Below are 17649 nucleotides of genomic sequence, written 5' to 3' on the forward strand. Positions count from 1 at the left end.
ATGCGGGGGCTTTTTGTTGAGCCGCGATTTACCAAACAGCACTGGGCAAGTGTGGGAGCGAGCAAGCCCGCTCCCACAGTTTGATCTCCTCAGGTTAGCGTGTAGCCGCGCTGGCATTATCCAGGCAAGGCTGGATGGCTTTCTTCAACCCGTTGTTGTCTGCCGGCAATAAGAACGATGCCGTCAGCGGCTTGCCGCCCTCAGTGGCGGGGGCCAAAGAAAGTGTCAGGGTTTGCCCGCGCGAGGCATCGGTGGCCCAGTAGGCTAATTCCTCTCGCGGGACAGAGGTGCTGAGTTCAAAGACCAAACCCATCTGGAAAATCCCGCCGTAATTCCAGACGCCATTGACCACGTGTTCGACGGCGGCGCGTGTGCCTGTCGTGATACTCAGTGGCCCATCTGCGCTGGCATCCTTGCCTTCAAATGGGTCGGCGTCCCAGCCCAGTGATTGCGGGATGATCTCCAGCGACAGGCCGGCTTTTGGGTTCTGCGGGTGACAGCTGATCACAAGGTTAGCCTTCATATGGTGATCACCGTAAGCGCTGCCACCAAAGGTACGTGCGGCCAACATCGGGCCTTCTGGGTAGGGCCGTTCAAGCAACCACACAGGGTTCGCATCGGTGATGACATGAGTGTCGGTCGCTGCCTTGTCACCTGCTTGTGCAAAGGGAATGAACAGGGCAGCGATTAGCGTAAAGGTCAGGGCTTGCATAGAGGTATTCACCCGCGTGTAAGGCTTTCTGGAGTGCCCGCATTGTGCGGATAGTTGGTCATCTGTGCTGTCAGTAAATACGCAAAAAACCTTTCTATCGTATAAACCCTGTTGTGCGATTACGTCATGTATGCGGTAGCCTGCCGTGTGCGGATAGGCTCGGCGCTGATTCATCAGCGTCGTTAAATGAGGGTTGTACTCCAACACAACCAGATCAAGTGAGGCTGTATGCGACTTTGTATTTTTTCGGGTTCAAGCCCGGGCCGGTTGCCGGTGTATTCGGAAATGGCGGCTCAACTGGGGCATGCGCTGGCCAAGGCGGGCATCGGCCTGGTCTACGGTGGCGCCTCGGTGGGCTTGATGGGGGCGGTTGCCGATGCCGCGCTGGCGAGTGGCGGTGAAGTGATCGGTGTGATGCCGGGGTTTCTGGCCGAGAAAGAGCTGGCCCACACCGGCCTTCAAGACCTGCGAATCGTCGGCTCCATGCACGAGCGCAAAGCACTGATGGCCGAACTGTCCGACGGCTTTATCGCGCTGCCCGGCGGTATCGGCACGTTTGAGGAGTTGTTCGAGGTGTGGACGTGGGCGCAATTGGGTCAGCATGCCAAACCTTGCGCATTGCTGAACATCAACGGTTTCTATGACGGCCTGGCCGCGTTCCTCGACAATGTGGTCGCCGAGGCGTTTCTCAAGCCGGTGCACCGTGACATGCTCATTGTTGAGCCGAACGTAGAGCGTTTGCTGGCTGCGTTGCTGAGTTATCAGGCGCCCACCGTGCCCAAGTGGATCAAGCGAGAGGACACCTGATGGCGCAACAAACCGGTTCGGTTGTGGCTGTCAGTTGAGTGTCAGCAGTTTCGCTTCCAGATGATCCAAATGCTGGGTCATCAGGCTGACCGCGCGCTTCACGTCGCGTTGTTCGACCGCGTCAACAATCGCCACATGTTCCTGCCACGCGCAATACGTGCAGGCTTGCGCCTCGTATTGGGCAATGATCAACGACGTCAACGGCACCAGGCTGTTGAGGAACTGCGCCAAGGGCGCGTTACGCGCCATCGCGGCCAGTTGCAGGTGAAATTCCCCGGACAGGCGAATCGCCGGCCCGCGCTGGTCGCGCTCGATGCACTCACGTTCCCGGGCGATCAACTCGCGTAACTGGCGGATTTGCGTTGGCGTGGCCTGGGCGCAGGCCAGCTGAACCACGGTGATTTCCGTCAGCCGCCGCGCTTCCAGAATTTGCTGCGTCTGCTGGGCATCCGGCGCGGCGACCTGGGCGCGCTGGTTGGGGCGCAGGATGATCACTTGCTGATGGGACAGCTTGGCCAGCACCCGGCGAATCACGCTGCGGCTCACCCCAAAGATATCGCCCAGGCCTTCCTCAGTGAAGCGGCTGGAAGGCGCGATGCGTTGTTCGAGGATGGCATCGAACAAGCGCGGGTAGATGTCATCCACCGAGGGCTTTTTGCCTGCCACTAGGCGCAGGGCCGGGAGGGTAGGGTGGCGTTGCAGGGCGTGGGCGGTCATGGCCGGTCTCCAAAAAATCAGCTGCCCAGATGGTCGTCCGGGATGTTCAAGCGAATGCCCATGCGCAAGCCTTCCTGGAGGATATGCCGACGCATCTCGGCACTGGCCAGGGCGCTGTTTTTGTTGCGGATGGCGCGCACCACGGCTTCGTTTTCCTGCAGGCGTTCGGCCAGGTGTTCGGGCGAGTTGCGCAGCACCTGGGCGCTTTGCTTGAGCGCGTTGCTGGTCTGTTGCACCACGTTCTGGAAGATCGGGTTGGAGGTGAGTGCAAACAGTTCTTCATGAAAGCCGATGTAGGCGTTCATCCCCGCCTCGGCATCGCCGGCGTCGAGGGCCTCGCGCATATCCATCAGCGTGAGGCGCAGTTGCCCGACTTCCTTGCTGCTGATGGATTGAGCGACCAGGCCGACGATAAACGGCTCGAGGGTGTAGCGCAGTTGCAGGATGTCTTCGAGCGTGGCATCCGCCACCGCATCGCTGGCGTGCGGGTCGCTGACGCTGGTTTCGAGTACCACCACGCCTTTGCCGGGCATCGAGCGCACCAGGCCGAGGGTTTCCAGCACGATCACCGCTTCGCGCAGGCTGGGGCGGCTGATGCCCATTTGTTCGGCCAGCTCCCGTTGGCCGGGCAGCATTTCGCCACGCCGCCACTGGCCACGCTTGAGTGCGGCGCGCAGTTTTTCTACGACTGAATTGACGACGGTTGAGGTGCTGATCACTTCTACGTCTCCTTGATGGTGTAAATACATTGGTGAGTCTTGTGACGATCCAGTGTGGGAGCTGGCTTGCCTGCGATGACTGACGGTCAGTCAACATCTCTATTGCTGACCCACCGTTATCGCAGGCAAGCCAGCTCCCACCCTTTATTTGTGTCGTGCTTGAGCGCTGATCAGAACTCCTGATGCGCCGGCAGCACCGGCTTCTTGGCCTGGAAGGCATAGCCCTGCTGGCCGTCGAGCACCTTGTTGGCGCGCTGGATGTCGATGTCTTTTTCCCAGCGGGCAATGGCCACGGTGGCGACACAGTTGCCGATCAGGTTGGTTAGCGCACGGCCAATGCCCATGAACCAGTCCACCGCCAATACCAGCACCAGGCCCACCACCGGAATCGCCGGGATGGCGGTGAGCGTGGCCGCCAGAATCACCAGCGCCGAGCCCGGTATCCCATGCGCGCCTTTGGAGGTGATCAGCGACACCAGCAGGATCGTCAGCAAGTCGGTCATCGACAGTGGCGTGCCGGTGGCGTTGGCGATAAACACGATGGCCAGGGTCAGGTAGATGGAGAAGCCGTCGAGGTTGAACGAGTAACCCGTCGGAATCACCAGGCCTACCGTTGAGCTGCCGATGCCCAAGTGCTCGAGTTTACGCATGATCTGTGGCAGCACCGCGTCGGACGAAGCGGTGCCCATCACGATCAGCAGTTCTTCGCGCAGGTACTTGAGCAGCGCCAGCATGCGCAGGCCGGACAGGCGCATCACCAGGCCAAGCACCAGGCCGACAAAGGCAAAGCAGGTCAGGTAGAACAAGCCCACCAGGCTGCCCAGGTGTTGCAGCGAATCCAGGCCGTAGGTGCTGGTGGTGAAAGCGATGGCGCCGAACACGCCAATCGGCGCCAGGCGCACGATCATGCCCATGATGCGGAAGATCACGTGGCTCAGCTCGTTGATCAACCGCGAGATACCCGAAGCCGCTTCGCCCACCAGGTTCAGCGCGCTGCCGAACAGCACCGAGAACAGCAGCACTTGCAGCACATTGTTGTCGGCGAAGGCGCCGATCACCGAGTTGGGTATCAGGTCCATCAGGAACTGGCTGGTGCCGCGAATATGTTGGCCCTTGTCGGCCAACTCAGTGAGGCCGGCGGAGGACAACTGCTCCAGGTGGATATTGGCGCCGGTGCCGATGCCGGTACTGAAGGCCATGATGAGGCCGATCACCAGGGCGACGGTGGTCAACACTTCAAAGTAGATCACCGACTTGAGGCCGATGCGCCCGACTTTCTTCAAGTCGCCGGCACCGGAAATACCGCTGACCACCACACAGAATACGATCAGGCCAATCAGCATCTTGATCAGCTTGATGAAGCCGTCACCCAGGGGTTTGAGTTGTGTGGAGAATTCGGGAAGGGCCAGGCCGCAGGCGATGCCGAGCATCAGACCAATCACGACTTGCAGGAAAATCGAACGCGAGCACCATCTGAGCATGGGAGGGATCTCTATTCGGTGCCCTGGTGGTTCCAGGGCTTAATTGTTGTGGTCTTACCGGTAAGTCCAGTGCGCGGCCAGTCTACGCTGGGTTTTTTTCAAACCACAAGTAAATATTCGGCGGTTTGCAGGTCCCGGTCTGACCAGTTGGTCGGCAAGCGCGATGCTTGAGCGGTTGGCGGCGTGGAAAAAAATTCGCTTATGATCCGCGCCTTGATACGCGAGGTGATCGATGGACAAACCAGGACTGACCACGGACGCCACAGGGCTGACCCACTGCACCTGGCGCACAGCGGCGGCGCAGTACCCGCGTTACCACGACCACGAGTGGGGCGTGCCGGTGGCGGATGATATCCAGCTGTACGAGAAGATTTGCCTGGAAGGGTTTCAGGCGGGCATGGCGTGGATCACCATCTTGCGCAAGCGCGAGCAGTTTCGGGTGGCGTTCGAGGGCTTTGATTTTCGCCGCGTGGCGCAGTACGGCGAGGCCGACATAGACCGCCTGATGAATGATCCTGGCATCGTGCGTAATCGGGCCAAGATCGTGTCGACCATCAACAATGCGCGCAAGGCCTGCGAGTTGGTGGACGAAACCGGGTCGCTGGCGCGGTGGATATGGGCGTTTGAGCCGACGGAGCAGGAGCGCCCGGCCGTGGTGGACCTGGCTTATTGGACAGGCAACCCGACGTCACCGGCGTCGGTGCGGTTGTCGAAGGCGTTGAAGAAGCGCGGCTGGACCTTTGTCGGCCCGACCACGATGTATGCGTTGATGCAGGCGATGGGCATGGTCAATGACCACTTGGAGGGCTGTGCTTGCCGGGCGCAGATTGAGCAACTGCGGCGGGAGTTCAAGCGGCCCTGAGTCTTTTGTCTTGGTGTGATCAACATAGGGGGCGATTTTTTTTGGCAGGCTGAGTGTATATCCGTTGCTGCGGTAACGGCCGCTTAGGGTTTCGCTCTTACAGCGAGTCACTTTTTTACAAACGCGGTACGTGTCAAGGTACCTGTCGCCTAGGCTCGGCATGCCCTCACTCCGGCTTGAATCCGTGGGCCGCCGCGATGGGCCATCCTTGGCCCAGCGCGGCTAACCCGGCGTCCTGCCGGGTTACCCACGGATTCAAGCCTGCGTTCGGCCATCGTGGTTAACGGGGCCTGTCAGATCAAAATCTACAGCACGGCGGCCTAGTAGCCGACCTGAGTGGTTGAAGCAAAAGCAGGGCAAGAACAGATCAAAAGCAGAGCTGCTTTTCTGTGGGAGCTGGCTTGCCTGCGATGCAGACACCTCGGTACATCAGGCAAACCCAGTTGATGCCTTCGCAGGCAAGCCAGCTCCCACCTTTGACCGAGTACACACATCTACCTGATGTACTGAGCTCAAAATGTGGGAGCGGGCTTGCTCGCGAATGCGGTGGGCCAGTTACAAATAAACTGACTGACACACCGCATTCGCGAGCAAGCCCGCTCCCACAATTAGACCGAGAACAGCTTCAGTAAACAGGTCGGCTGTCAGGCCGCCTCGCTTTCGCTTTTGATTCAACCACTCAGGTCGGCTACTAGGCCGCCGTGCTGTAGATCTTGATCTTGATTTTGATCTTAGGCGCCCCGTCAACCACGCTGGCCGAACGCAGGCTTTGGAGCGGGGGTAAACCGGCAGGACGCCGGTTTAGCCGCGCTGGGCCAAGGATGGCCCATCGCGGCGGCCCCCGCTCCAAAGCCTGCGTGAGGGCACACCGAGCCTAAGCGAGGTGCCGAGTGGTGGGGCAAGAGCCTTTTGGTTACTTTTGGGCTCTTTTCAAAAGTGACCCGCCGTAAGGGCGGAACCAATACAAGCCATCACCCAATAACGGATATACACCCATCAGCCCCAACCCCAACTGTGTGGCCAGTTACTGCGCAAGCGGCGTCAGCACCTCAGCCTTGTCATCCAGCACCATCACCACCAGCAGCTTGGCGGGCTTTGTCTGGCTGGCATTGCTCGATTCAAAGTGCCGCGAACCGGCCGGTTCATAGAACGACTCACCGACCTTGTAGGTAATCGCCTTCTCATCGTTGACCCGCGAGGTGATCTCGCCTTGCAGCACATACGCTACGGCGGTGCCGGTGTGGCTGTGCGGCACAGTGGCCTGGCCCGGCGCGTAATCGACGGTGAGCATGATGGTTTTCTTGCCGGGCACATTGCTCAAGGCGTGCTCCTGCAGCACCTTGATCGATTCCTGGTTGTACACCGGCTCGTGGGCGAAGGCGCTGAGCGAGGCGAGCATCAGGGTGGCAGCGAGCAGTCGTTTCATGATGAGGTTTCCGAGAAGTTCGAGACCTCTTCACCCTACGCCGCAGAGAGCAGGGGACCAATGACCAATCCAGCGAAAAACCCGCTAGCCAATCTGCTGCAGAATATCGCGCACCCTGTCCAGCGCCGGGTCGATGTCCAGCAGCTCGATGGCACCAAAGCCAATAATCAAGCCAGGCCGCACGGGTGTGTCATGGAAGAACACGTCCACCGGGTACAACCCCACTTCAACCCGCCGCGCCAACTCCATCAGCAACGGGATATTCACCGCCACCTTGCACAGCGCCGCCATATGAAACCCCGCTTCGGTGGGCACGGCGTCGAACCACGGCGACAAATCACCCGCCAGGCGCTGCAGGATGCGCTCGCGGCGCCCGGCATACACCGTGTGGCAGCGGCGGATATGCTTGAGCAGGTAGCCTTCGCTGATGAACTTGGCCAGTGCCCACTGCGGCAGTGTTGAGCTGTGTTGATCGGTCAGTTGCTTGGCCTTGAGCACCGCCGGGTAAATGGCCGGTGGCAGCACCGCGTAGCCCAGGCGTAACTCTGGCAGCAAGGTTTTCGAGAAGGTCCCGACATACGTGACGACGCCGCGGGTGTCCATGCTTTGCAGCGAGTCGGTGGGGCGGCCCTCGTAGCGGAATTCGCTGTCGTAGTCGTCCTCGATAATGATCGCCCCCAGCTCGAATGCACGCGCCAGCAAGGCTTCGCGGCGCGCCACGCTCATGGGCATGCCGAGCGGGAACTGGTGGGACGGCGTCACGTAGATCAGCCGCGTACCCTCGGGGATTTTATCGACCTGAATGCCTTGCTCGTCGACCGGCACCCCGGCGACGTTGGCGCCCATGGCCATGAACAACTGGCGCGCCGGGCTGTAGCCGGGGTCTTCCATGGCGACGGTGATGCCCGGTTCCAGCACCACGCGTGCGATCAGGTCCAGCGCCTGTTGCGCGCCATTGGTGACCACGATGTCGTCGGCGCGGCATTTCACCCCACGGGAAAAGGCGATATGCCCGGCAATGGCCTCGCGCAGTGCCGGCACCCCTTCAGGCTGGCTGTAGAAGCCGCTGTCCCGGGCGATACGCCGTAAAGCATCCTGGGTACACCGTCGCCATTCATCCTGGGGGAATTGATTACGGGTGGTGGCGCCACCAATAAACTCATAACGCAGGGTACTGTCGCGTGTGGGGTGGCGCATGGGCGAGGGCAGCGCCGCCCATTTGCTCAGGTTGGCGGCACAGGCCAGGTCGGCGGCGGTTTGCACGCGCTCGGTCTGCACCGCATGGGCGTTGACGAAGGTGCCACGCCCGGTCTTGCCCACCAGCAGGCCTTCGTAGGTCAGGGTGGCGTAGGTGTCCGACACGGTTTTGCGCGATACGCCGATTTGCTCGGCCAGCAAACGGCTGGGCGGCAGTTGCGCACCGGCAGCCAGGCGCCCGGATGCGATGGCTTCACGCAACTGCCGGTACAGTTGTTCGGCCAGGTCTTTGCGGCCGTTGATGACTACGTGCAGTTCCATGTTTTTTCCTGAGGCACACACTCTGCGCCCCAGATTACGCGCTCGTGTGGCGCACTCAAAATGGTCTGCACATAAACCGCTCGATTGGCTATAGAGCTTATGGCGTGAGGCCTCTAGGCTGGGACGTGATGACTTGCCCTGCCCGAGAGCCGCCCATGGAACCCCGTCTGGATTACTACACCGCCTCACCGCAAGCGCTTAAAGGCATGTTGATGCTTGAGGCGGCGACCTTTGAGCTGTCCATCGAAAAACCACTGCTGGAATTGATCAAGATCCGCGTCTCGCAGCTCAACCACTGCGGGTTCTGCACCGATATGCACTCAATGGCGGCGCGCCAGCGGGGCGAGAGCGAGCGACGCTTGTTTGCGCTGTGTGTGTGGCGTGATTCACCGTTTTTTAACGCGCGGGAGAAGGCCGCATTGGCCTGGAGCGAGTCGGTGGCGACGCTGCCGACTTGCAGTGTCTCGGATGAGCTCTACAGCGCGGTCCGCGTGGAGTTCAGCGAGCAGGAGCTGGTCGACCTGACCATGGCGGTGTCCAGCATCAGTGGCTGGAACCGCCTGGCGGTGAGCTTTCGCCAGCAACCGCCGAACGCGTGATCAGGACAGGAAACCGCCGTCCACATTCAGCGACACACCGGTGGTGTAGCTGGACGCATCGCTGGCCAGGAACAACACCGCGCCGGCCATTTCGCTGGGGTCGGCCACGCGCTTGAGCGGGATCTGCGCCAGGGCCATTTTCAGGATCGCATCGTTCTTCACCAGCGCCGAGGCGAACTTGGTGTCGGTCAGGCCCGGCAGCAGCGCGTTGCAACGAATGCCGAATGCCGCGCATTCCTTGGCGAATACCTTGGTCATGTTGATCACGGCGGCCTTGGTCACCGAGTAGATGCCCTGGAATACGCCCGGAGAAATCCCGTTGATCGACGCCACGTTGATGATGCTGCCGCCGCCGTTGTCACGCATCAGCTTGCCGGCTTCCACCGACATGAAGAAGTAGCCGCGAATGTTCACGTCCACGGTCTTCTGGAACGCGCCCAGGTCGGTGTCCAGCACATTGCAGAATTGCGGGTTGGTCGCGGCGTTGTTGACCAGGATATCCAGGCGCCCGAACTGTTCACGGATGCCGGCGAACACTTGGGTGATCTGCTCCATTTCACCAATGTGGCAGGCCACGGCGGTGGCTTTGCCGCCGTCGGCGATGATCGCGTCGGCTACGTGCTGGCAGCCTTCCAGCTTACGGCTGGAGACGATCACGTGGGCGCCTTGCTGGGCCAGGAGTTTGGCAATGGCTTCACCGATACCGCGGCTGGCGCCGGACACAAAGGCAATCTTGCCATCGAGGTCGAACAGGTGGGTCTTGGACATAACAACTCCTTAAAGGGTGGATTTGCCGATCACGTTCAGGCTCATTTGCTCCAGCAGCTTGTTCATGTGGATGAACTGCGCAAAGCGTTTGTCCTGGGTCTGGCCGTGGAAGAAGCGGTAGTAGATCTGCTGCACGATGCCGGCCAAACGGAACAGGCCATAGGTGTAGTAGAAGTCGAAATTGTCGATCTGGATGCCGGAGCGCTCGGCGTAGTAGTCCACGAACTGGCGGCGGGTGAGCATGCCGGGGGCATTGCTCGGCTGGCGGCGCATCAGTTGCACCGGTGCCGGGTCGGCGGCTTCGATCCAGTAGGCGAGGGTGTTGCCCAAATCCATCAGCGGGTCGCCCAGGGTGGTGAGTTCCCAGTCCAGCACGCCGATGATCTGCATCGGGTTGTTGGGGTCCAGGATCACGTTGTCGAAGCGGTAGTCGTTGTGCACGATGCTGGAGGTCGGGTGGTCGGCCGGCATCTTGTCATTGAGCCAGGCGCGCACTGCTTCCCAGCTGGGGGCGTCCGGGGTCAGGGCTTTTTCGTAACGGTCGCTCCAGCCGCGAATCTGCCGTGCTACATAGCCTTCGGGCTTGCCCAGGTCGGCCAGGCCGCAGGCGGCGTAATCCACTTGGTGCAGCTCGACGAACTTGTCGATAAAGCTTTTGCACAGGGCTTCGGTCTTGGCTGTGTCCAGGCCCAGTTCGGCCGGCAGGTCGGAACGCAGAATGATGCCGTTGACCCGCTCCATCACATAGAACTCGGCGCCGATCACTGACTCGTCAGTGCAGTGCACGTAGGCCTTGGGGCAATACGGGAAGCCGTCCTTGAGCTGGTTGAGAATGCGGTACTCGCGGCCCATGTCATGGGCGGACTTGGCTTTATGGCCAAAGGGCGGGCGGCGCAGCACGAATTCCTGGCCCGGGTATTCCAGCAGGTAGGTCAGGTTGGACGCGCCACCGGGGAACTGGCTGATCGTGACCGTGCCGCTCAGGCCCGGAATATGGGCCTTGAGGTAGGGATCGATGAGGCTGGCATCAAGTTCTTCGCCTGGGCGAATCTGGGTCGATTGGTCGTTAAGCGCCATGCTTATCCCTTCTGCTTATTTTAAAGGCCTTGGACTATTGGCTAATCTAATGCGCGCCGCCGCCCAGCGACAAGGTCGGGGCGGCTTAATAGGTTAGCGTGTTGGCCGATGATCAGCGGGCCTGATGCGCTCAAATCACCAGCATGGCCCGGCCACCGGGGTTGCAGGACAGGTTGGCACCGATTTCGACTTTTGCCAGGTCGATGCCAAGGCCGGCGAGCAGGTTGTTGACGATCGGGTCGAGCAGGGGGCCGAGCAGCCCGGCAATCAACCCGCCGAGCGTTGAAAGCAAGCCGTTGACCAGGCCTGTGACCAGGCCAAGTACGGCGCCCAGCAGGCTGGCCATTTTCGGCGGATGGTTGATCAGTTGGACGCCGGTGAGTGTTTCCTTGAGGCTGCTGACCACATTCGAGGCGGCGAACTGATAATAGGTCGGTGGCTGGTTAACGGCGGGCGGCTCGGTGTAGGTGTGCGCGCGCTCGGTCCTCGAGACTTTGCTGTCGACGCGGATGCCCAGGCCGCCTGCCGCAAACGCCTGCCTGTCGCCACAGACTCCCGTGCCGCGCTTGCAGGTTTTTGTGCCGATATCCACCACCGGGTACTCGTCGGCGCTGAGCTCGTCTTGGGATGAATACAGATTCTTCGGATCGACCTGACCAATCACCACGTGTAATGCAGAAGTTTCGCCGAGCACCGACAATGATTTTTTACCGCTGTCGCAACTGTAATCCGTGACCTTGGCACTGCCACCGGCAGCTTCCAGGGCGATGTCGAGTTTGTCGCCGATTTCAAGGCTGGCGACCAGGCAGCAATTGGGGTCGAGCAACCCAAGCAGGCCGCCCAGCAGGTCATTGAGTGTCTGCACCAGACCACCCAGTACGTTATTGACCTGCGTGACAATCGGCAGTTTTACCGAAATCAAGGTGCGCACCTGGGCGGTTCGCACATAGATGGGTTGCTTGCCGATGTCCTTCGGGTTGCCAATGCTGGAGACCTGCGCGGGTTCGATCACTTTGGTTGAGACGGTGACACCGATCAGGCCCAGCACATCCACCGGCAACTCCACGGCGACCGCGCTGGCCTTGTTCGACAACTGCACAAAGCCCTGGATCAGGTTGAACAGTTGCAGGTTCACGTCCAGCGCACTCTTGTCCGTGCCGTTCTGGATATTGATCAAGTCGCCCAGGTGCAGGATCTGCGTACCCGGCGCGATCAGCTTGATGGCTTCAAGGTTGTTGATCACCACCTTGACTGCATCACCGCCCAGCTTGAGCACATCGATGGCGGCTTGAATCAATTGGCCAACCGTCGCATCGGTCTTGAGCAACTGGTCGTAGTGACCCGCGCTGACGTTCAGTTGGATAGCCAAGGCATCCAGGTACTTGAGCAAGCTGATATCGGTATTGATCAAGCCATTCCAGCCCACCGCGTCGAGCTGCAATTTGCCGCCCAGCAAACCGCCGATCAGCGCATTGAGTGCTGCAGACTTGGTGCTGTCCACGGTCAATAACGTGCTGCGAACGGTGAGTGACGCGACCGTAGGCGCGGGTGCCGCGGCCACGGCTGTGGCGCTCAGGAGCGTGGTCAGGTTGACCGGTTGTGCCGAGAACAGCGTGAGCAGGCCGTGGGCGATGCTGGTGTGCACCCGATGGGTGGCAATCACCTGGATGGCGTCGGCTTTGGCGGGGTCGGCGCTGAAGGTGCGCATAAAATCAGCGCCGGTGGCCAGGGTGCCGCAGGCAATGGCCAGCGTGCGGTTTGCATCGATTTTGAAGGTGTTGCGCGCCGCGCTTTCAGCCGCGAATTGTGCGGCAGTGTTAGTGGGCGCCACACACTTGCCGCTGCGGCTCACCGCTTCCAGCGCCGCGGTGTCAACCACACGCTGCAACTTGCGCTTCTCCAGGTACAGGCGGCCACTGTCGACCACCAGCAGCAGAAACAACAACGCGACCCCAAGGGTAACCGCGCCCATCAAGCCGATAGCCCCGCGTTGGCGGGCCGGGCCGAGTCCATGGCCAAACATTGTGCGTTCCTTCGCCGGTCATGCACCGACGTCCTGAGCATCCCCGCAGAGCAGTGTAGTCAAGTTTTACGTCGGCGCTGGCTATTCGCTACTAGTTGCGTGGCGGCAATGTCACGGGTGTAAGAACAGCGCGGCCGGCAAAGTATTCAACCAGGTTGTCGGCCACGCGCTGCACGGTGTCGTGGGCGGCTTCGGGCGACAGGCCGGCCACGTGGGAGGTAAGCACGGTATTGCTCAGACGCTTGAGGGCGTCCGGCACTTTGGGCTCATCGTCGAACACATCCAGTGCCGCACCGCCAATACGCCGCTGCTCAAGGGCGGCCACCAGGTCGGCGGTGACCACCACGCTGCCGCGCCCGATGTTCACCAGGTAACCGTTCGGCCCAAGCGCATCCAGGGCGTGGCGATCGATCAGGTGACGGGTGCTCGCACCGCCAGGTGTGGCCAGGATCAGGAAGTCCGAGGTACGCGCCAGTTCCACGGCGGTTGCGCAATAGGTGTAATCCACATCATCGCGGGGCTGGCGGTTGTGATAGCTCACCTCCATGCCGAAGCCGAGGGCGGCGCGCTTGGCGATCTCCATGCCCACCGCGCCAAGCCCGAGAATCCCCAGTTGCTTGCCGCCCAGGGACGGGCGCATCACCTTCGGCCACTCACTGCGCCGCACCGCCGCGTCGGTCTGGGGAATGCCGCGCACCAGCGACAGCAGCAGCGCCATGGCGTGGTCGGCCACTGACGGTGCATTCACGCCGGCGCCGTTGGTGACGACGATGCCGCGATTGGCTGCCGCCTGCAGGTCCACATGTTCGTAGCCGGCGCCGATCACGCAGATGATCTCCAGCAACGGCAACGCGGCGATTTCCTCGGCATACAGCCCCAGCGGGCCACGCGTCAGCACGGCCTTGATCTGCCCACCGTGGGCTTTGATCGCCTGGGCGCGTTCGGCCGGTGTCGGGGCCAGAATCACGTGAAAGTCGTTGCTCTCGATGATTTGCAGGTATTCGTTGATGGTTTCAACCAGAACCAGAACAGTGGTGGGCATCGGAAGGCTCTTCCTGAAGGGTTTGAGGGGGGAGTATGCGGGATTTGTAAGACGGAACGTTTTGTTCAGTCATAAAAATCCCGCCTGGGTGGCGCTAGAACTCAATATTTTGCGCTTCCACCCGCTTCACAAACGCCCCAGCCAGGGTCGCATTGTGATGCTCGATGATCGCCTCGGCCGATAACGCCGGGGTGTCCATGCAGGTATGGCCGTCCTCCGGCAAGATCACCGAAAACCCAAGTTCCACGGCAACTCGGCAGGTGGTGTCGATGCAGAACTGAGTTTTCATCCCCACAATCACCAGTTCATCGACCTGCGCCGCCGCCAACTGCTGTGCGAGGTCAGTGCCCAAAAAGCAGCTGGGGCGGGTTTTATTGAACAGGTGGTCACAGGTTTCGTCGACATCCAGGCCGGGCCACAGTTGCCAAAGGGGGCTCCCAGCTTCTATTGGCGAGCCCGCCGGACCGGTGTGGCGGGCAACGAAGATGGGCGCCTTAGCGGCGCGGGCGCGCTGAATCAGCTGGTTGATGGTATCCAGCACACGTTCGCGCTCGAAGGGTTTTTCCGGGCCATCGTATAAACCGTTTTGCATATCGATGATCAGCAGGGCGTTTGCCATGGTCTTGCTCCTTGCAGTGGCCAGGTGGCGGGGCCATAAAAAAGGTTCTTCACGGAATCCCGGGAAACATAGAAACAAGAACGCCGATTTGATTGATGATGTTCGTGCGAGCAAACACATCTAACAAACCGGCGTTCTTATGCGCGATATTAATACTTTCCTTCCTTTTTGGGAGGGCTTTTCTGTCGTCACGATCAAGCCTGATGGCGACGCACTTCAGATCGACCTGATTCCCCACGCCACCCGATTCCCTTCCTGTAGCGGCTGCCAAAAAACCTGTTCAACCACGCATCAGTATTGCGAGCGAACTGTCCGCGATTTGCCGATTCTCGGCCGTGCGGTGCGCCTCAGCGTGTTGCTCAGGCGTGTTGGCTGTCGTGACTGCGGTAAACGTATGGAGGCCGTCAGTTGGCTGGACCGCTATGCCCGCATGACGCGGCGTTTGGCCGAGGCGGTCATTCAAGCCTGCGAGCGCCTTCCCACACTGCACGTGGCTCAACTGTTTGGGCTGCACTGGGAGACCGTTCGGTTGCTGGAGCGTCGAGCCTTACGTGAGGTTAAGGTCAACCTGGCGGAAAATCCCCTGGCTGTTTTCACCCTGGTAACGCACGTTCAGGTTTTTCGCCCCGTGTTGCTGCGCATAGCCGGGCGCGGTGCGCTGCAGTTCCTGCAGCAGTTTTTTACCGTCCTTGGGCATCCTCGGATAAAGCGTGGCGAAGTCGGTGTCGATCTGCTTCTGGGACACTTTGTTGTCATACAGCAACCGCATGCGCTCCTGTGGTTGTGCGGGCTGCGGCGCGTAGGTGTGCTGAATGTTCGGGCGCTCACCCAGCAGGGTGAAGTCTTTTCTGCGGATGGCGCGGCCGAATTCCGGCCAGGCATCGATGATGATGGTTTTATCGGTGATGCGATGGTCACCGATTTCTGCGACGGCATGGTCGTGCACCGTTGAACTGAGCAACGAGACGGGTTGGTTGATCCCCGTACTGGTGGCGAGCAGGGCGCATACGGCCGCCATTTCCCCACCGGCGGCAAAACGCGCGGCGGTGCTGAGCAGGTGCCGCTGCTGGTTGGCAGAGCCGCGATTGAGGATTTGCCAGGTGTCGTCGATCGCCTGGTTGGCCACCAGCAGCGCATCCATCTCCCGGTGGGAAACGTTTTTTACACTGTCCCGATGCCGGGTGCTCACGGACGCGATAGCGGAGTGGGTGAGCATTTTGTGAATTGGCACACGGTGGTTGGAGTCGCCGGTGTTGTAAAGACTCGGGCTGCCGGCCAATGGAAGAAGTTGCGTGGTTAAGGCCATAAAGTCACTCCGCTTTTGGGTGTGGGAGCCAACGTTTGTGGGTTAACTCACAGGTCGGCGATTGAGCGTGGCAATGAACGTATCGGCGCGCTCGCGTCTGGCCGGTGTCATCATCGGGTGGCGGTCGTGCGAGGTGTGGCGGTGGGCGCGTGAGCTTTCGGCTGGCCGCGATCGGACATCCGCCGAAGGCTCGCGGTGACGCTCAGAACGGGAGGTGCGAGGGGCTTCGGTGGTGCGTCTGCTCCGTGAGTCTATTTCTGGCTCGCGACGGCTTTCCCGAGGCGCGCGTGACGCTGGGGCGGGGGCACGTCCGCGTGGGTCAACCGAGGCCGAGCGATGGCGTTCTGCGCGCGGCGCACGGGTGTCGGCGGTGGCGGTGGCCCGGCTGCGCGGCTCTGCCGAGGGCGCACGGCGCCGTTCTTCACGCGGGGCGTGCGGGCGTTCTGCGGCTGCTGTTGAGGCATGGCGTGGGCGCACAGCCGGAGCCTCCCAGGGCAAGATGACGGGCGCGGCGGCGGCGCTGACGGAGGGCGTGCGTGCGCGGGCAATGCCAATGGCGCGCATCAAGGGCGCAAACAGTGATTTGCTCGGGACTTTGCCGGTCTTGGGGTCGAGCCCCAACTGGATCAGGCGATCCTTGAACTGTGCCTGCGAAAGGTTGAGGTCCAAGTACTGGGACTCGCCCTTGCTGCTTTTGTATTGGTAATGCATGCCCAGGTTTTTTGCGGTGTGGCGCTGGGCGTAAACCCCACCTTGGTTCAAGGCGTGCTTGACCAGCTTGTCGCCGTCGGAGGGTAGGTCCGGGGCGATGAGCCTGAAATTGTTGTCGACCTCGGCCTGGCTCGCCTTCGCGTCGTACAGCAAGCGGTTGCGTAAATCCGGGTCGTGACGCGGCTCGAAGTGGTTCAACACCATGGGCTGCTGGTCGATCAGGGCGAAATCCTGCCTGCGCATGGCGCGTCCAAAGTCCGGCCAGGCATCGACGATCACACTGCCTTCGGGCATGCGGTGGTCGCCTATTTCGGTTACGGCGTGGTCGCGCTGGGTTGAGTACAGCACCGAAACCGGCTTGTTCAGGCCCGAGGTGGCGCAGAGGGCGGCGCAGACCGAGGCCATTTCCGAGCAGTTACCTGCCTGGAAGCGCGCGGCGATGCGCGCACGGTCCCAACCGTCACGCCCCATTTGTTTGAACTCTGTCTGTGCCAGGCCCGTGCGTTTGAAGGAGTCGCCGTGGGTGCGCACGATATGCCGTTGCTGGTTGCCCGAGCCTTTATTCAGTATCCGCCAGGTGTCATCGATCGCCTGGTTTCCCACTGTCAGCGCTTTCATTTCTCCTTTGGAGACGCGTTGCACGGTGACCTGGTGCCGACCGAGGATGGCGTCGGTGGAGTCGGCGAGTACCTGGTTGATCGGCACGCGGTGGTGCGGGTTATCGGTGTTGTACAGCGCGGGGCTGCCAGTGAGCGGGAAACTGCTTGGGGTTATGGGCATGGAAACTCCGTGTACTCAAGGCGCAGAGGTGGGTGGGCGACGATGGTGACTGGGTGCAGGCCCAACTGGACCAGGCGTTGCTTGAACTCGTATTGGGTGAGGTTGAGGTCCGCTCGGCGGGTGTTGCGTTGGCTGTCGTATGCCTCGTATTGCATGCCCAGGTGCTTTTCCTGGTTGCCCGAGCCTTTGTTCAACACTTGCCAGGTGTCGGAAACCGCCCGGTTGGCTGCGAGCAGCATGTCCATTTCCTGGTTCGACACGCGTGTCGTATAACCCCCGTGTTGGCTGGTCTGGGGCACCAATACCTGGTTTGTCGATACTCGATGGGCGGAGTTGGGGGTGTTGAACAGCGCCGGATCTGCACGGAACCGGGCGCCAGGCGGGGCTAATGGCATAGGGTGTTCTCAGGAATCGCAGGCCAAATCAATGAGTGGGGGTTTGGGGCATCCGGTTCCTTGTTGCGGTGATTGAAAACAGCTGGC

17 protein-coding genes and 1 pseudogene are annotated in these 17649 nt (G+C 60.9%); 4 read left to right on the plus strand and 14 right to left on the minus strand.

The genetic code is table 11. The features are described 5' to 3' along the window. Positions 1–94: 94 nt before the first annotated feature. Positions 95–712 carry a hypothetical protein gene (locus tag ACA065_RS13105; RefSeq protein ID WP_497694878.1) on the minus strand — a complete coding sequence of 206 codons (618 nt, stop codon included), beginning with the start codon at positions 710–712 and terminating at the stop codon, positions 95–97. 228 nt (positions 713–940) lie between these two features. Between ACA065_RS13105 and ACA065_RS13110 the strand changes: the two genes are divergently transcribed. Next, the gene (locus ACA065_RS13110) at positions 941–1519 is read left to right on the plus strand and encodes an LOG family protein (protein ID WP_497694879.1); all 579 of its coding nucleotides are present in this window, start codon (positions 941–943) and stop codon (positions 1517–1519) included. 30 nt (positions 1520–1549) lie between these two features. Here the strand turns inward: ACA065_RS13110 and ACA065_RS13115 are convergent, their stop codons facing one another. The 3 genes from ACA065_RS13115 to ACA065_RS13125 all read right to left on the minus strand — a co-directional run bounded on the left by ACA065_RS13115 (position 1550) and on the right by ACA065_RS13125 (position 4451). Next, a complete protein-coding gene (locus ACA065_RS13115) occupies positions 1550–2236 on the minus strand; it encodes a GntR family transcriptional regulator (protein WP_497694880.1) in 687 nt (228 codons plus the stop codon). 17 nt (positions 2237–2253) lie between these two features. After that, positions 2254–2955 carry a FadR/GntR family transcriptional regulator gene (locus tag ACA065_RS13120; RefSeq protein WP_497694881.1) on the minus strand — a complete coding sequence of 234 codons (702 nt, stop codon included), beginning with the start codon at positions 2953–2955 and terminating at the stop codon, positions 2254–2256. A gap of 170 nt (positions 2956–3125) precedes the next feature. Beyond that, positions 3126–4451, minus strand: a complete 1326-nt coding sequence (locus ACA065_RS13125; RefSeq protein WP_497695343.1) for a C4-dicarboxylate transporter DctA — start codon at positions 4449–4451, stop codon at positions 3126–3128. A 217-nt stretch (positions 4452–4668) separates the two neighbouring features. Between ACA065_RS13125 and ACA065_RS13130 the strand changes: the two genes are divergently transcribed. Further along, positions 4669–5298 (plus strand): DNA-3-methyladenine glycosylase I, encoded by a 630-nt coding sequence (locus tag ACA065_RS13130; RefSeq protein WP_497694882.1) that lies wholly within the window; start codon positions 4669–4671, stop codon positions 5296–5298. Between the two features lie 1024 nt (positions 5299–6322). Here the strand turns inward: ACA065_RS13130 and ACA065_RS13135 are convergent. Both ACA065_RS13135 and pdxR read right to left on the minus strand, forming a co-directional pair. Further along, a complete protein-coding gene (locus ACA065_RS13135; protein WP_497694883.1) occupies positions 6323–6724 on the minus strand; it encodes a cupin domain-containing protein in 402 nt (133 codons plus the stop codon). Positions 6725–6808: 84 nt separating this feature from the next. Then, a complete protein-coding gene (pdxR, locus tag ACA065_RS13140) occupies positions 6809–8242 on the minus strand; it encodes a MocR-like pyridoxine biosynthesis transcription factor PdxR (protein ID WP_497694884.1) in 1434 nt (477 codons plus the stop codon). Positions 8243–8397: 155 nt separating this feature from the next. Between pdxR and ACA065_RS13145 the strand changes: the two genes are divergently transcribed. Further along, entirely contained in the window at positions 8398–8841 is a 444-nt protein-coding gene (locus ACA065_RS13145; RefSeq protein ID WP_497694885.1) for a carboxymuconolactone decarboxylase family protein, read from the plus strand. On the opposite strand, the gene ACA065_RS13150 is transcribed toward ACA065_RS13145, so the two are convergent. From ACA065_RS13150 to ACA065_RS13170, 5 genes are all read right to left on the minus strand, one after another. Further along, positions 8842–9609, minus strand: coding sequence for an SDR family oxidoreductase (locus tag ACA065_RS13150; RefSeq protein WP_016980158.1), 768 nt, complete (start codon positions 9607–9609; stop codon positions 8842–8844). A gap of 9 nt (positions 9610–9618) precedes the next feature. Beyond that, complete coding sequence (locus ACA065_RS13155) at positions 9619–10686, minus strand: phosphotransferase family protein (RefSeq protein WP_497694886.1); 1068 nt, start codon at positions 10684–10686, stop codon at positions 9619–9621. Between the two features lie 130 nt (positions 10687–10816). Further along, positions 10817–12709, minus strand: a complete 1893-nt coding sequence (locus tag ACA065_RS13160) for a pilus assembly protein TadG-related protein (protein WP_497694887.1) — start codon at positions 12707–12709, stop codon at positions 10817–10819. 91 nt (positions 12710–12800) lie between these two features. Continuing rightward, the gene (locus ACA065_RS13165; protein ID WP_497694888.1) at positions 12801–13751 is read right to left on the minus strand and encodes a 2-hydroxyacid dehydrogenase; all 951 of its coding nucleotides are present in this window, start codon (positions 13749–13751) and stop codon (positions 12801–12803) included. Positions 13752–13845: 94 nt separating this feature from the next. Next, a complete protein-coding gene (locus ACA065_RS13170; protein WP_497694889.1) occupies positions 13846–14370 on the minus strand; it encodes a cysteine hydrolase family protein in 525 nt (174 codons plus the stop codon). A gap of 139 nt (positions 14371–14509) precedes the next feature. On the opposite strand from ACA065_RS13170, the pseudogene ACA065_RS13175 reads away from it, so the two are divergent. Beyond that, a pseudogene (locus ACA065_RS13175) lies at positions 14510–14923 on the plus strand (helix-turn-helix domain-containing protein); the annotation flags it as partial. On the opposite strand, the gene ACA065_RS13180 reads toward ACA065_RS13175, so the two are convergent. Genes ACA065_RS13180 through ACA065_RS13190 form a run of 3 tightly spaced genes read right to left on the minus strand, consistent with a single transcriptional unit; the run spans position 14918 to position 17562 of the window. Further along, a complete protein-coding gene (locus ACA065_RS13180; protein ID WP_497695449.1) occupies positions 14918–15676 on the minus strand; it encodes a hypothetical protein in 759 nt (252 codons plus the stop codon). The pseudogene ACA065_RS13175 and the gene ACA065_RS13180 sit on opposite strands and share 6 nt — an antisense overlap. A 42-nt stretch (positions 15677–15718) precedes the next feature. Continuing rightward, positions 15719–17167 carry a hypothetical protein gene (locus ACA065_RS13185; RefSeq protein ID WP_497694890.1) on the minus strand — a complete coding sequence of 483 codons (1449 nt, stop codon included), beginning with the start codon at positions 17165–17167 and terminating at the stop codon, positions 15719–15721. Continuing rightward, a complete protein-coding gene (locus tag ACA065_RS13190; protein ID WP_497694891.1) occupies positions 17158–17562 on the minus strand; it encodes a hypothetical protein in 405 nt (134 codons plus the stop codon). Before ACA065_RS13190 ends, ACA065_RS13185 begins: the two co-directional genes overlap by 10 nt. Positions 17563–17649: the final 87 nt, after the last annotated feature.

It is taken from the genome of Pseudomonas sp. LBUM1640, from assembly GCF_059716225.1.